We start from the raw sequence: 14,348 nt of genomic DNA on the forward strand, positions 1-14,348 counted from the left end.
TGGCATATGGATTTAGGGACTCAGAATACTTTTTTCTGAAAATCAAGGCGGCCTTCCCCGGAAAGCCGCGATGAACCGCTTTTTTTGGGTAGAGTGTGACCTTCATTCCGGAGGTACCATGAACCCGACCATCGATCTCATTCTTTCCCATCGCTCCATTCGCCAGTTCACCCCAGAGCCCGTCAGCGCAGAGCAGCTGGATCAGATCCTGAGCGCCGCCCAGAGCGCCGCGAGCTCCAGCTTCCTCCAGGCCAACAGCATCATCCGGGTTACCGACAAGGGGTTGCGGGCCACCCTGGCGGAGCTGGCAGGCCATCAGGCCTATGTGGTCGAAGCGGCGGAGTTTCTGGTGTTTTGCGCCGACTACCATCGTCACAGCCAGATAGTGCCGGAGGCCCGCACCGGCTTTGTGGAGCAACTCATGATCGGGGCCATCGACGGCGCCCTGATGGCGCAAAATGCCTTGCTGGCGGCCCAGTCACTTGGGCTGGGGGGGGTCTATATCGGCGGCATTCGCAACAATCCTGCCGAGGTGAGCGAGGTGCTGGGTCTGCCCCATCAGGTGATACCGCTGTTTGGCCTCTGCCTGGGCCATCCCGCCCAGCGGCCGGAGCAAAAACCGCGGCTGCCCCGGGCGCTGGTGGTGCACGAGAACCGCTATCCTGCCACCCTGGACCGCGCCCTGCTGGCCCGGTACGACGGGCAGATCCACGACTACTACCAGGCCCGCAGCAGCAACAACAAGGATCAGACCTGGAGCGGGCAGATCAGGGGGATCCTGGGCAAGGAGGCGAGGCCCTTCATGCTGGGATTCCTGCAGTCGAAGGGTTTTTGCCTCAAGTAATGGGGGCGGCGGGCGATATGGAGCATGACGCACCGGATGCGGTCACCGCCTGCGAGCGTTCTTGTGAGGCAATACGGGATCTGGGCGCTACCCTATGAGGCTAAGCTGTTGTAGGATCTCGCAATTGGATTGGGACTGGAGTGTGAACACCCTATGATTTTAACCCTGATATTGCTGTCAATCGGCGCACTCCTGTTTCTGGTCATCGCCTATAATGTGGTGCAGCAATACAAGCAGAAGGCCGAATCGGACAAGCGCCAGGCCATTGCCCGTCACAAGGCGGTGGCAGACGAGACCGAAGAGGTGTTGCTGAACGTCAACCTGGTGCCCTTTTCCAAAAACATGGTGCTGCTGTTGCAACACCGGATCCTGGATGCCTACCGCGCCATCGCGCTGGTGATGCCCAATGCGCAGGTCAAGCAGCGCATCGCCGATGTCCAGCTTCAGATCAAGAATGTGCAGGAGAACTACAGCAGCCAGGACGAGGGGCATTTCAAGACGCCGGAGTCCGACCGCCAGGCCATCCAGATGCTGCAACTGGCCAAGAAGATGCGGGCCGTGCTGCGGGTCGAGCACAACAAGGGCAAGATAGATCCCCAGGGCTTTGCCCAGGAGGATCGCCGCCTCGAGCTGATGCAGCTCAAGATCAACATCGCCAACCTGCTCAAGCGGGCCATGGATGCCCAGATCCAGGGGCAGTACGGCACCTGCCGCCAGCTCTACACCAAGGGGCTGGGGGCGCTGGCCAATGTCACCGACAAGGATCCCTACCTGCTGGCGCGGGAAGAGGACATGCGTCAGGGGATGCGCCAGCTGGAAGAACACCTGCAGCAGCACAGCGAGAAGGAGCTGCAAAACATCAAGGACAAAGAGACGGACGAACTGGACGTCCTGTTCCAACCGAAGAAGAAATGGTGATCATGTCACATCCCCTGGATTCCACACTGGGGCCCATGGCCCCATTTGTTTGTCAACTGCTCACGGAAATGCATGCCGTCATGGGAGTCAATGACTCCCCCGTGGTGGATCACCTCTGCTACCGCGCCGCCACCCTGCCGGAATATCTGGAGTTGAAAGCGGTGCTGGCCGCCCACGGAGTCTTGCTGGTGGAGGGGATGATAGGCGGTCGTCCCATCGCCACCTATCGCCTGCACCAGCCCGTCTGCTGGGAGCAGGTGACCGTCCCCTGCATCGAACTGGCCGCCCCCAAGGCGGGCCGAAGCCATCAGGTCGGGCTCGAACATATCGAGCTGGTGGTGCCCTCGCTCACGGCCTTGGTGGCGACGCATCCCGATGTCCCCTTCAAGACCGGCAACATCGATGACGGACGCAATCCGGATATAGGATTGATGCTGCCCTCTGGGCAGATCAAGTTTCATCTGCGCCCGCTTGAGGAGGTGATCGACGAAGAGCTCTGTACCGGCGCCGTGGTGCCGGTACCGGCGGACTATTATGACGGTCTGTGAGGGGAGGGCCCGTTGACGGGAGCCTGACCCTGTGGCGTCAACGTACAAGCGGGCGCCACACGTCCTTTCAAGTGACCGAGCCAGAGGCTCAACCCCGCGGTGATCATCAACACCAGCCCGATGCCGAGCACCAGACCCCAGAGCCCCCCCTGCTCCCAGAAGGGATGCAGATAAAGCCCGCCCAGACTGGCTCCCAGGTAGTACCCCACCAGATAGAGCGACGAGGCGAGCGCCCGGTTGTGCTCCACGTGCTGGCCGACCCAGGCGCTGGCACAGGCGTGGGCGAGGAAGAAGCCGAAGCTCGAGACAAGCAATCCCCCGATGATGGCGACAAGGCTCCCCTGCAACAGGGCCAGGCTGCCGAGTGCCATCAAGGTTATTCCCGCCAGCAGCAGACGATGTGCTCCCCAGCGATGGGCCCCGCGGCCGCTCAGTGAAGAGGCGACGGTGCCGGTGAGGTAGGTCAGAAACAGCATGCCGAGCCACTGGGGCGGCAGGGAGAAGGGGGCCTTGGCCAGCAGGAAGGTGAGATAGCTGTACTGGTTCAGGAAGACCATGAAGTTGAGACCGCCGATGAGATAGGCCCCCACCAGCAGGGGATTGCCAAGGTGACTCTGGATGGCGCGGCGCAGTTGCCCAGGCGCTGCCTCCACGGCCACGAAGCAGCGCTGGGCGGGCAGCAGCCAGATGACCAGTGGCAGCAGGGCGAGGCTGATGACCCCGATACCGAGGAAGGTGTGCTGCCAGTCACCAAACCAGCCAGCCAGCAGACCGCCGACCACCCGGCCCGCGATGCCCCCCAGGGAGTTGGCGGCGATATAGACGCCGACGGCTACGATGAGGGCACGTTTGCTGAACTCTTCCCCCATGTAGGCAATGGCGGTGGCGGGCAGCCCTGCCAGCAGGACGCCTTGCAGGATGCGCAGGCTCACCAGCACATCAAAGTGGGTGACCCAGGGGATGCACAGGGAGAGCAGGATGGCGGCCGCCAGGGTCCACAGCATGATCCGCCGCCGTCCGAACCGATCAGCCAGACGGGCACAGACGAGCAGGGAGCCTGCAAGCCCTGCGGTACAGCCTGCCAGCGTCCAGCTGGCGGACAGGGCGCTGACCGAGAAAACCTCTGCCAGGAGCGGCAGCAGGGGATGGGTCTGGTAGAGATTGAGGAATACCAGGAAGGAACCCAGGCTGAGGGCCAGGGTGGCGCGTATCCATTCGCGACTGCCTACTTCGATCATATGGAGTTGTCCCGACGACTTTTGTGCAGGGTAGTGCGACGAAACGTATAAATATAATATATTTAAGTTATCACCCTGATAAATGAAATTGATATGGATCTGAAACAGCTCGGATACCTGCTGGCGGTGCGCGATGCCGGCTCCTTCACCAGGGCGGCCCAGGGGCTGAACGTGGCCCAGCCTGCCGTCAGCATGGCCATCGCCAAGCTGGAGCAGCAGCTCGATCTGCGGCTGTTTGACCGGCAGGACCGCAGCGTGCGCCTCACCCCGGAGGGAGAGGTCCTCTGTCGCCACGCCGAACGGCTGCTGCGCCAGATGCACCAGGCCGAGGCCGAGATGGCCGAGCTCAAGGGGCTGGAGCGGGGGGAGGTGCGCATCGGCATCCCCTACATGATGGGATCCTATTACTTCCCGCCAATCCTGATGGCGTTCAAGCATCGCTACCCCGGCTTGAAGATCCGGGTGGAGGAGGCGGGCACCCGGGAGCTGCTCAGCCGCATGGTGGATGGCAGTCTGGATCTCGCCATCCTCATCACCAGCGATCTGCCACCGGCCCTCGAGGGGGCGCAACTGCTGCGGGAAGAGATGCTGATGGTGGTGGGGGAGGAGCACCCGCTGCGCGGCGCTGAGTCGGTCTCGCTGCCACAGTTCTTCGGCCAGGAGCTCGCCATGTTCCGGCGAGGCTTCTACCACAGGGAACACATGGAGGTGTTGGCGCAGGGGCTGGGGGTAGAGCCTGACATCGCGTTCGAAAGCAATCTCATCCCACTGCTCAAGGCGGTGGTGCGTCAGGGATTCGCCGTGACCACCTTCCTGCGCATGGCGCTGGAAGAGGAGCCGGCCCTCACCGGCATCCCTTTTTCACCCCCTATCTTCCTGGATCTCTGCGTCGCCTGGCGACGGGGGGATCCGCTCTCCATGGCGAACCGGGCGTTGCGGGATTTTTTGCTGGCGCAAGGGGATGCGTCTCATCATTGTGCTACAGATACTGAATGATTGAGTGGTATCACCAATAAAAACGCCTCCAATCTGGAGGCGTATGCTGAAAAGGTGGATGCAACCTTATTTCTTGAACAGGTGATCCAGCTTGTTTGCCTTGGTGGAGAGATAAAACTCGTTGTGGGGATTGCGACCTTCCTGAAGGGGCACGCGCTCCGCCACCGGGATGCCAAAGGATTCCATCGCCTTCAACTTGCGCGGGTTGTTGGTCATCAGGCGCAGGGACCTGACCTCGAGCGCCTTGAGCATGTCGGCGCAGATGGTGTAGTCGCGCATGTCGGCGGCAAAGCCAAGCGCCACGTTGGCCTCCACGGTATCGGCCCCCTGATCCTGCAGATGATAGGCCCGGATCTTGTTGAGCAAGCCGATGCCTCGCCCTTCCTGACGGACATACAGCAGGACGCCGCGGCCCGCCTTGGCGATGTTTTCCAGCGCGGCCTGCAATTGGAAGCCGCAGTCACAACGCAGACTGAACAGGGCATCCCCGGTCAGACACTCGGAATGAATGCGTCCCAGCACGGGTTCGCCGTCTGCGATATCGCCCATCACCAGCGCGGCATGATCCTTGCCCGTGCCGGTTTCCTGAAAACCAACCAGCGTGAAAGTGCCCCAGGGGGTCGGCAACTTGGATTTGGCCACGAGGGTAACGCTGCTCATATGGTTGCTCCTGACTACAGCTGCTTAAAAAAGGGCGGCCAGTTTAGCGCGCATTGTCCGGAACAACCATAAGAACAAAACCTTGCGTGAGAAGTGGGTTAACCCGATTGGTCAGAATAGGTGCAATCACGACGACTTTTGCGCAATTGTGTGCCCTGACAACTGCCAGCGACGGCGCATTCGGGTATAATCGGCGCCCATTAACCCATCCCGACAGGGATGTGTGCAACCAGTCAAGATGCCGAGTGCGCAGGAGAAACGTTATGGCTCAGATGGCCCCCGTGATGACTATTGATGGCCCAAGTGGAGCAGGAAAAGGCACCTTGTGCCAGTTGCTGGCTGAAAAACTGGGCTGGCACCTGCTCGATTCCGGTGCCATCTACCGGGTGCTCTCCCTGGCAGCCCTGCATCACGATGTGGAGCTCGATTCCGAAGCCGCATTGGTTCCCCTGGCCGCCAATCTGGATGTGCAATTCCAGGTAGAAGGGGAGCTGGTCAAGGTGATCCTCGAAGGGGAGGATGTTTCCCGCACCATTCGTACTGAAGAAGTGGGCAACGCGGCCAGCAAAATCGCGGCGTTTCCCCGGGTACGTGAAGCCCTGCTGCGCCGTCAGAGAGCATTTCGCCAAGCCCCCGGTCTCATCGCCGACGGTCGCGACATGGGTACAGTGGTTTTCCCCGAGGCGAATGTGAAGATTTTCCTCGACGCCAGCGCCGAGGAGCGGGCCCAGCGCCGCTATAAGCAGTTGCAAGATAAGGGCTTTGATGTTAACTTTGAGCGTCTTTTAACCGAGATTCGGGAACGTGACGATCGCGACAGAAATCGCGCCGTCGCTCCCCTGAAACCCGCGGAAGATGCTCTTGTTGTAGACTCAACGTCCATGACCATAGATGAAGTGCTGGCAACGGTGCTTGCCTATGTAGAGCAACAACTTGGTGATGTCAGCGCAAACTGATGTCAGTCGTCTGCACCAAGGATGGCGCAGATAATTTAAAACAACCCCGCTTGTGCCGGATTGCAAGTGGATGTTTCATTTGTGACATAAACAATGATCGAATCTTTTGCTCAACTCTTTGAAGAGTCCCTGAACGCCGTTGAAACCCGTCAAGGTTCCATCGTCAAGGGCACTGTCGTTGCTATCGAGAACGGTTTCGTACTGGTTGATGCCGGTCTGAAATCCGAGTCTGCTATCCCGGCTGAAGAATTCAAGAACGCCATGGGCGAGCTGGAAATCAACGTAGGTGACTCCGTTGACGTGGCTCTGGACTCTATCGAAGATGGTTTCGGCGAAACCAAGCTGTCCCGCGAAAAAGCCAAGCGCCACGAAGCCTGGCTGCAGCTTGAAAAAGCTTACGAAGAGCAAGCTACCGTTATCGGTATCATCAACGGCAAGGTCAAGGGTGGTTTCACCGTTGAACTGAATGGCATCCGTGCCTTCCTGCCGGGTTCTCTGGTTGACGTGCGTCCGATCCGTGACACCGCTCACCTGGAAAACAAAGAACTCGAGTTCAAAGTCATCAAGCTGGACCAGAAGCGCAACAACGTTGTTGTTTCCCGTCGTGCCGTGATCGAGACCGAGAACACCTCCGAGCGTGAAAGCCTGCTGGCCAACCTGCAAGAAGGTCAAGAAGTTAAGGGTATCGTCAAGAACCTGACCGACTACGGTGCATTCGTAGATCTGGGCGGTGTTGACGGCCTGCTGCACATCACCGACATGGCGTGGAAGCGCGTTAAGCATCCTTCCGAAATCGTCAACGTTGGCGACGAGATCGCTGTCAAGGTTCTGAAGTTCGACCGCGAGCGTACCCGTGTATCCCTGGGCCTGAAGCAGCTGGGCGAAGATCCCTGGGTTGCTATCGCCAAGCGTTACCCGGAAACCACCCGTCTGTCTGGCCGCGTGACCAACCTGACCGACTACGGCTGCTTCGTTGAAATCGAAGAAGGCGTGGAAGGCCTGGTACACGTATCCGAGATGGATTGGACCAACAAGAACATCCACCCGTCCAAGGTTGTCAACGTTGGCGACGTGGTTGACGTGATGGTTCTGGACATCGACGAAGAGCGTCGTCGTATCTCCCTGGGTCTGAAGCAGTGCAAATCCAACCCGTGGCAGCTGTTTGCCGAAACTCACGCCAAGGGCGACCGTGTTTCCGGCAAGATCAAGTCCATCACTGACTTCGGTATCTTCATTGGTCTGGATGGCGGCATCGACGGCCTGGTTCACCTGTCTGACATCTCCTGGAACAACCAGGGCGAAGAAGCCGTGCGTGAATTCAAGAAGGGCGACGAGATCGAAGCCGTTGTTCTGCAAGTGGACCCGGAGCGTGAGCGCATCTCCCTGGGCGTCAAGCAGATCGAAGAAGACCCGTTCAATAAGTACCTGTCTGACAACAAGAAAGGTGCTATTGTGAAGGGCAAGGTTACCGAGGTTGATGCCAAGGGTGCCGTGATCGAACTGGCTGACGGCGTAGAAGGCTACCTGCGTGCCTCCGACGCTGCTCGTGACCGCGTAGAAGACGCCACTCTGGTGCTGTCTGTTGGTGACGAAGTTGAAGCCAAATTCATGGGCGTTGATCGCAAGAACCGTACCGTAAGCCTGTCTGTCCGTGCCAAGGACGAGGCTGACGAGCGTGTTGCCATCGACAGCCTGAACCAACAAGAAGAAGTTGTGTTCAGCAATGCCATGATGGAAGCGTTCAAAGCCGCCAAGGGTGAGTAATCCTTGATGCAAGAAAAGGGCGGCATTGCGCCGCCCTTTTTTATCTTGGCAAAATGATTATTGCATGTGATCGGGGAAGGAGATTTAACCTTATGACCAAATCAGATCTCATCGAACAACTGGCAGCCAGCCGCATGCATATGCCGGCCAAGGATGTCGAAGCCGCTATCAAGGAGATCCTTGAGCAGATGGCATCGACCTTGCAAAACGGCGACCGGATTGAAATCCGAGGATTTGGCAGTTTCTCGCTGCACTATCGTGCGCCCCGCGTGGGTCGCAACCCCAAGACCGGGGACAAGGTTGAACTGACCGGGAAATATGTCCCGCACTTCAAACCTGGCAAAGAGTTGCGCGAACGCGTCAACATCATCGAATAATGCAGAAAACGGCATACCTGAGTATGCCTTTTTCATTTTTATGGCCTGGAGTCTGCCCGTTGTCGGGTTTCTCACACTCTTTTCCCATTCGCGCTAGAGTCTGCCTGTGATTTTAAGGATAATCAGTCACTCATTCGCTACAGACAGGGAGCTCCCATGAAGCGTATCTTGGCCCTCATTCCACTGGTGCTGGTGTTTGTCCTGACCCTTGCCATCGGTTCTCAAAATGGTCAGCTGGTGCAGTTCAACTACCTGATTGCCCAGGGGGAGTTCTCGCTCTCCATGTTGCTGGGGTTCTTCTTCGCCGGCGGTTTTCTGCTGGGCTGGCTGGTATTTGGTCTGCTGTTCCTGCGTCTCAAGCTGCAAAATCGCACCCTGAACCGAACCATGCGTCGTCAATCTCGCGAGTTGGAGCTTGCCCGGTCGACAACCAAGGAATAATGTCCCTCGATGCTTGAACTGCTTTTCCTGCTGTTGCCCATCGCCGCCGGTTATGGCTGGTACATGGGCCGCAGGAGTGTTCGCCAGGACACCCAGCAACAGAGTAACCAGTTTTCCCGCCAGTACGTGGCGGGCCTCAACTATTTGTTCTCTGACGAGTCGGACAAGGCGGTGGATCTCTTTATCCAGCTGCTGGAAGTCGACAGCGAAACCATCGAAACCCACCTCTCCCTCGGCAACCTGTTCCGTCAACGGGGCGAGGTCGATCGTGCCATCAAGATCCACCAGAACCTGGTCGCCCGTCAGCTGACCCGTGAGCAGCGTCAGCTTGCCTTGCAGGAGCTGGCTCGTGACTTTCTGGCTGCCGGCTTGCTCGATCGGGCCGAAGCACTCTGGAAAGAGCTGTGTGATGACAGCGATTTCGAAGAGACGGCTCTGGCACAGCTCCTGATCATTCATCAGCAGTTGCGTGACTGGGACAATGCCATCGCCGTGGCGGTGCGTCTGCAGAAATTCCAGGGCAAGAAGCTGGCCGAGCCCATATCCCACTTCTATTGCGAACAGGCGGAGAGTGCCTTGCGCGATGGCGACAAGCCTGCGGGCATCGCCAAGCTCAAGCGTGCGCTCGGTGCGCACCCGGCCTGTGCCCGCGCCAGCTTGCGGCTGGCCGATCTGGCGATGGAGGAGGGCAGGTTCGAGGATGCGGCCAAGGAGCTCCTGCGGGTGTTCGAGCAGGATATCGACTTTGCCTCCGAAGCCATGCCAAAACTGCTCGAATGCTATCGCCAGCTTGGTCGCAGCCAGGAGCTTATCCCGCTGCTTGAAAAAGCGGTAGAGGATCATGCGGGGGTCAGCGTGACCCTGGCACTGGCCAATCTGGTGGAGGCTCGCGATGGGTTGAGCCAGGCCCGGGCCCTGGTGCTGCGCCAACTGCGTCGCCACCCCTCCATGAAGGGCCTTTATCAGCTAGTCGGTTTCCAGTTGGTCAGTGCCGAGGAGGGGCCTGCCAAGGAGAGCCTGGAGCTGCTGCAACAGCTGGTCGGTGAGCAGATCAAGATCAAGTCGACCCACAAGTGCCGTCAGTGCGGCTTTGCCACCCATTCGCTGTTCTGGCAATGCCCTTCCTGCCGGCAGTGGGGCACCATCAAGCCGATCCGAGGGCTGGATGGAGAGTAAACGCCAGCGAGGCCAACACGCCCGGGCGAGCACGGATACCCAAGAATTTCAGATGCCAGCGTGCAACCGGGCCCCGGCTCTGCTGTGCCTGGCTGTGGCATAACAATCCATAGGAAGTGACATGCAAGACCCCAAAGTACTGGTCGCGCTGGATTATCAGCACGAAGCCGACGCCTTTGCCTTCATTGAGCAGATCTCACCGGCCCAGTGCCGCCTCAAGGTAGGCAAGGAGATGTTTACCCTGTTTGGTCCCCAGTTCGTTCGTCAACTGGTGGCCAAGGGGTTCGACGTCTTCCTGGATCTGAAATTTCACGACATTCCCAACACCGTCGCCAAGGCGGTGGCGGCCAGTGCGGAGCTGGGCGTCTGGATGGTGAATGTCCATGCCAGCGGTGGCGAACGCATGATGCGTGCCGCCAGAGAGGCGTTGCTGCCATACGGCGACAACGCGCCCCTGCTCATCGGGGTAACCGTGCTGACCAGCATGGAGCAGTCCGACATGGCGCCCCTGGGTCTGGATGTGACGCCGGCAGAACAGGTGATCCGCCTGGCCACCCTTGCCAAGACGGCCGGGCTGGATGGTGTGGTCTGCTCCGCGGAAGAGGCGAGTGTGCTGAAGGGGCTGCTGGGAACCGAATTCAAGCTGGTGACGCCGGGCATTCGTCCGAGCGGATCGGCTGCCGGTGATCAGCGCCGCGTCATGACGCCGCTGGCAGCGGTGGAGGCGGGGGCGGATTATCTGGTGATCGGTCGTCCCATCACCCAGTCCTCGGATCCCGCCGCCATGCTTGGGGCGATCAATGCCGAGCTTTGCCGGTAACGGCGTCATGGGCGAATGAGCGCAGGCCGGATCCCAGATCCGGCCTGCTGCATTTTGGCCGTGGGCTGGCTTTGCCTATGGGGAGCTCAGGAGTGGACGGCCTGGGCGTCCAGACGAATGGGGAAGAAACCGAGCAGCAGGCCGGCGAGTGCACCGATGAAGTGTGACTCGATGTGTACCCTGGCACCGATCAAGGCGGAGACAGGGCTCTCGCCGGCACTGTAAAAGTCCACACCGAGCTTGATGGCGACGCCCGCCAGCATCAGCCAGCCGGAGTGACGGCGAAAGCGGATGTCCTGCATGGCACCCCATACGAACAAGCCGTGCAGCAGGCCGGAGAGTCCCATGTACCACTGGGTTTGCGGGCAGCCCCACCAGATGCCGAGTCCGACCGCCGTTCCCAGCAGCAGCAACAGCACGGGCAGGCGCCATCCCGTCAGGTACTCCTGAAACAGGCTGTAGAGCACGGCCAGACCGCTCAGGTTGAGCAGCAGATGCCATCCATTGGTGTGTGCCAGATTGCCTGTTATGATGCGCCACCCTTCGCCCTGGGCGATCAGGTCGCGATCGAAGGCGAGCTGATGATTTGGCACGGTGAAAAAGAGCAAGGCAGTGACGAGCGAAAGCGCGATGACCCAGAGCAGACCCGATTTTCCTGACAACATGAAGCAGCCCAACGACAAAGAGAGCCGATACTGTACACGCTGTACCCGGGCCCTCAAAGCGTGCCTGTGCGATTATATTCAGCGGGTGCCGAACCTGGCTGCGCTCCATATTCTGCAACACCCTGCCGAAGTAGGTCACCCCAAGGGGACGGCTGCGTTGCTGGCGGCGTCCCTGACCGATGTGCGCATCCATGTGGGAGAGGACTTTTCCGACGACGAAGGGCTCAATGTCCTGCTTGCCGACCCCGCTGTCCAGTGCTACGTGCTGTGGCCCGATGAGGAGGCCCTGACCCTGATACAGGCAAGGGAGCATCTCCTGAGGCGTGGACGCACCGTGCGAGCCCACTTCATCCTCCTCGATGGCACCTGGCGCAAAGCCTATCGCATGTTGCACAGCTCGCCTGCACTGCTCGGGTTGCCGCGGATCACCCTCGGCGCCATTGCCGGGCAATATTCCATTCGCAAGAAGCCCTTTGAGGAGGCATTGTCCACCCTGGAAGCGGGCTACCATCTGTTGTCCCGGTGGGAAGGAGAGCCTGAGCGCTTCGCCCCGCTGATGACCCTGTTTACCCATTTGAACCGGCAGTGGCATGACTTTGCACAAGGCCGCCGCCGTTGAGTTGCCCAGAGGAGTGAAAAACATGAAAAAAGCCGTCGTGGTCTTCAGTGGCGGGCAGGACAGCACCACCTGCCTGGTGCAGGCACAGGCCCGCTATGACGAAGTGCATGCCATCACCTTCGATTACGGCCAGCGCCATCGGGCGGAGATTGACACCGCCCGCCATCTGGCGACGGCGCTCGGGATCGCCGCCCACAAGGTAATGGATGTGGCCATGCTCGGGGAGCTGGCCATCTCTGCGCTGACCCGGGACGACATACCAGTGAGCTTCGAGCTTCAGGAGAACGGCCTGCCCAACACCTTCGTGCCGGGACGCAACATCCTGTTCCTGACCCTGGCGGCCATCTATGCCTATCAGGTGGGCGCCGAAGCGGTGATCACCGGGGTGTGCGAGACCGACTTTTCCGGCTATCCCGATTGCCGCGACGACTTCGTCAAGGCGCTCAATCAGGCGGTCTCCCTGGGGCTGGATCGCCCCATCCGCTTCGAAACCCCCCTGATGTGGCTCGACAAGGCCGAAACCTGGGCGCTGGCGGATCATTACGGTCACCTCGATACCGTGCGTCACCAGACGCTCACTTGCTACAACGGTGTCCAGGGAGATGGTTGCGGGGCCTGTCCGGCCTGCGAGCTGCGTCGCCGTGGCCTGGATCGCTATCTGGCTGACAAGAGCGGCATCCGTGCCAGACTTTACGAGAAGAGCGGACTGGGCGAGAAAAGCGGATCCTGAGCCTGTGCCTGGCCCGGGTTTGGGGTATAATCCGCCCCCTTTGCAGCAAGTCGTGACCAAGATGCACTACCCAATCAACGAGATCTTCCAGACCATCCAGGGGGAGGGGGTATTTACCGGCCTGCCCGCCATCTTCGTTCGCCTTCAGGGCTGCCCGGTGGGCTGTCCCTGGTGCGATACCCGCCACACCTGGGTGGTGGACCCCGAGCGTGAGGTGGCCCCTGGCGAGGTGCTCGATCGTTCCAATGAGTCCGACGGCTGGAGCAAGATGAGCACGGAAGATATTCTGGCCAGCTTTACCCGGCTCGGTTACCGGGCCCGTCACGTGGTGTTGACCGGTGGTGAGCCCTGCCTCTACGACTTGCGCGAGCTATCTTCGGCCCTGGTGGCATCGGGTTATCAGGTGCAGATCGAAACCAGCGGGACCAGCGAGGTGCTGACCCATGAGCAGACCTGGGTGACTGTTTCCCCCAAGATCGGCATGAAGGGTGGGTTGCCGGTGCTGGTCTCTGCCCTCGAGCGGGCCAACGAGATCAAGCATCCGGTGGCCACCGAGCACCATATCGAGGAGCTGGATGCCCTGCTGGCCACCGCCCGGCTGCGCCCCGATGTGATGATTGCGCTGCAACCCATCAGCCAGAAAGCCAGGGCCACGGAGCTGGCCATGGCGACCTGCATCGCCCGTAACTGGCGACTCTCCATCCAGACCCATAAATACCTGAATATCGATTGATATGGATGGACTCAGCGATGAGCGCATCTTGCTGACGCTGGCCAGCAAGATGCCTTACGGGAAATACAAGGGGCGGCGCATCATCGATATTCCCGAGCCCTATCTGGTATGGATGGCGCGAAGCGGTTTTCCGGCCGGTACCCTGGGCCAGTCTCTGGCACTGGCCTACGAGATAAAGCTCAATGGACTCGAGTCCATGATTATTCCCATTATTAACAGGATGTCAGAATGAGAATATATACAAGGCAAGGGGACAAGGGGCTCACGCGACTGGCCGATGGGACTTCCCTGGCCAAAGACGATAAACGTGTCGAGACCTATGGCGCCATCGACGAGCTGAATTCCCAAATAGGCTTGTTGATGGCTGAAATACCCGTCGGGGAGAGTACACTCCTGGCCGATCTCATATTGTTGCAGCAGGAGCTGTTTGATCTGGGCGGGGAGCTGGCATTTTCCAGTGAATCGCAAACGGATGCGCTGTGGCAGGTGAACGAGGCTTGGACGAACAGGCTCGAGCAACAGATCGATGCCTACAGTGCCGGGTTGCCGGTGCTGCGCAATTTTATTTTGCCGAGCGGTTCGCGGGCGGCGGCCCAGGCACATGTGGTGCGTACTCTGACCCGTCGCTGCGAGCGCCTGCTGCTTGGATTGAGCCGCGTAGAGCGGGTGAATCCGGCCGTTTTACCCTATATCAACCGGCTGAGCGACTGGTTTTTCACCATCGCCCGATACTTGCTGGTATCGTCAGGCACCCCGGAGATCCTCTGGGTCAAGGCGGCTGACAGAGCAGGGCGGGAGCATACTTTGTTGGTTATTTAACCAAAGAATAGTTGTGCCCGATAATTGTCATCCCAGCTTGCTTT

18 protein-coding genes are annotated in these 14,348 nt (G+C 59.6%); 15 read left to right on the top strand and 3 right to left on the bottom strand.

Annotated elements, in window-relative coordinates; all coding sequences use genetic code 11:
• Positions 1-118: 118 nt before the first annotated feature.
• The 3 genes from nfsA (at position 119) to OKB81_RS14940 (ending at position 2,310) form a co-directional block, all read left to right on the top strand.
• Entirely contained in the window at positions 119-844 is a 726-nt protein-coding gene (nfsA, locus tag OKB81_RS14930; protein WP_010675008.1) for an oxygen-insensitive NADPH nitroreductase, read from the top strand.
• A 153-nt stretch (positions 845-997) separates the two neighbouring features.
• A complete protein-coding gene (locus OKB81_RS14935) occupies positions 998-1,762 on the top strand; it encodes a hypothetical protein (protein WP_010675007.1) in 765 nt (254 codons plus the stop codon).
• Entirely contained in the window at positions 1,756-2,310 is a 555-nt protein-coding gene (locus OKB81_RS14940) for a VOC family protein (protein ID WP_160837237.1), read from the top strand. Before OKB81_RS14935 ends, OKB81_RS14940 begins: the two co-directional genes overlap by 7 nt.
• On the opposite strand, the gene OKB81_RS14945 is transcribed toward OKB81_RS14940, so the two are convergent.
• Entirely contained in the window at positions 2,295-3,548 is a 1,254-nt protein-coding gene (locus OKB81_RS14945; RefSeq protein WP_160837235.1) for an MFS transporter, read from the bottom strand. The genes OKB81_RS14940 and OKB81_RS14945 overlap by 16 nt on opposite strands.
• Positions 3,549-3,641: 93 nt before the next feature.
• Here OKB81_RS14945 and OKB81_RS14950 point away from each other — a divergent pair, with 93 nt between their 5' ends.
• Complete coding sequence (locus OKB81_RS14950) at positions 3,642-4,544, top strand: LysR family transcriptional regulator (RefSeq protein WP_160837233.1); 903 nt, start codon at positions 3,642-3,644, stop codon at positions 4,542-4,544.
• A gap of 66 nt (positions 4,545-4,610) precedes the next feature.
• On the opposite strand, the gene ribA is transcribed toward OKB81_RS14950, so the two are convergent.
• Entirely contained in the window at positions 4,611-5,204 is a 594-nt protein-coding gene (gene ribA, locus OKB81_RS14955; RefSeq protein ID WP_039038692.1) for a GTP cyclohydrolase II, read from the bottom strand.
• Between the two features lie 263 nt (positions 5,205-5,467).
• On the opposite strand from ribA, the gene cmk reads away from it, so the two are divergent.
• From cmk to pyrF, 6 genes are all read left to right on the top strand, one after another.
• Positions 5,468-6,160 carry a (d)CMP kinase gene (gene cmk / locus OKB81_RS14960; protein ID WP_160837231.1) on the top strand — a complete coding sequence of 231 codons (693 nt, stop codon included), beginning with the start codon at positions 5,468-5,470 and terminating at the stop codon, positions 6,158-6,160.
• Between the two features lie 93 nt (positions 6,161-6,253).
• A complete protein-coding gene (gene rpsA, locus OKB81_RS14965) occupies positions 6,254-7,924 on the top strand; it encodes a 30S ribosomal protein S1 (protein WP_010675001.1) in 1,671 nt (556 codons plus the stop codon).
• A gap of 92 nt (positions 7,925-8,016) precedes the next feature.
• Positions 8,017-8,301 (top strand): integration host factor subunit beta, encoded by a 285-nt coding sequence (ihfB, locus tag OKB81_RS14970; RefSeq protein WP_005299934.1) that lies wholly within the window; start codon positions 8,017-8,019, stop codon positions 8,299-8,301.
• Positions 8,302-8,457: 156 nt separating this feature from the next.
• Positions 8,458-8,742: a LapA family protein gene (locus OKB81_RS14975; RefSeq protein WP_010675000.1), complete on the top strand. Its 285-nt coding sequence runs from the start codon at positions 8,458-8,460 to the stop codon at positions 8,740-8,742.
• 9 nt (positions 8,743-8,751) lie between these two features.
• Positions 8,752-9,918 carry a lipopolysaccharide assembly protein LapB gene (lapB, locus tag OKB81_RS14980; RefSeq protein ID WP_270805303.1) on the top strand — a complete coding sequence of 389 codons (1,167 nt, stop codon included), beginning with the start codon at positions 8,752-8,754 and terminating at the stop codon, positions 9,916-9,918.
• A 121-nt stretch (positions 9,919-10,039) separates the two neighbouring features.
• A complete protein-coding gene (gene pyrF / locus OKB81_RS14985; RefSeq protein ID WP_160837227.1) occupies positions 10,040-10,738 on the top strand; it encodes an orotidine-5'-phosphate decarboxylase in 699 nt (232 codons plus the stop codon).
• 86 nt (positions 10,739-10,824) lie between these two features.
• Here pyrF and rrtA read toward each other — a convergent pair whose 3' ends face one another.
• Positions 10,825-11,403: a rhombosortase gene (gene rrtA, locus OKB81_RS14990; protein WP_223931729.1), complete on the bottom strand. Its 579-nt coding sequence runs from the start codon at positions 11,401-11,403 to the stop codon at positions 10,825-10,827.
• Here rrtA and OKB81_RS14995 point away from each other — a divergent pair.
• The 5 genes from OKB81_RS14995 to OKB81_RS15015 all read left to right on the top strand — a co-directional run bounded on the left by OKB81_RS14995 (position 11,369) and on the right by OKB81_RS15015 (position 14,304).
• Positions 11,369-12,022 (top strand): tRNA-uridine aminocarboxypropyltransferase, encoded by a 654-nt coding sequence (locus OKB81_RS14995; RefSeq protein ID WP_175429526.1) that lies wholly within the window; start codon positions 11,369-11,371, stop codon positions 12,020-12,022. The two genes, rrtA and OKB81_RS14995, sit on opposite strands and share 35 nt — an antisense overlap.
• A 22-nt stretch (positions 12,023-12,044) precedes the next feature.
• Entirely contained in the window at positions 12,045-12,752 is a 708-nt protein-coding gene (gene queC, locus OKB81_RS15000; RefSeq protein WP_160837225.1) for a 7-cyano-7-deazaguanine synthase QueC, read from the top strand.
• A 61-nt stretch (positions 12,753-12,813) separates the two neighbouring features.
• A complete protein-coding gene (gene queE, locus OKB81_RS15005) occupies positions 12,814-13,485 on the top strand; it encodes a 7-carboxy-7-deazaguanine synthase QueE (protein WP_010674994.1) in 672 nt (223 codons plus the stop codon).
• A 1-nt stretch (position 13,486) separates the two neighbouring features.
• Positions 13,487-13,717 (top strand): DUF3820 family protein, encoded by a 231-nt coding sequence (locus OKB81_RS15010; RefSeq protein WP_039038687.1) that lies wholly within the window; start codon positions 13,487-13,489, stop codon positions 13,715-13,717.
• Complete coding sequence (locus tag OKB81_RS15015) at positions 13,714-14,304, top strand: cob(I)yrinic acid a,c-diamide adenosyltransferase (protein WP_270805304.1); 591 nt, start codon at positions 13,714-13,716, stop codon at positions 14,302-14,304. The genes OKB81_RS15010 and OKB81_RS15015 overlap by 4 nt, the downstream gene beginning before the upstream one ends.
• The last annotated feature ends 44 nt before the right edge of the window (positions 14,305-14,348 follow it).

The sequence above is a fragment of the Aeromonas sp. QDB56 genome (assembly GCF_027705505.1).
In the GTDB taxonomy this organism is placed as follows: Bacteria; Pseudomonadota; Gammaproteobacteria; order Enterobacterales; family Aeromonadaceae; genus Aeromonas; species Aeromonas caviae.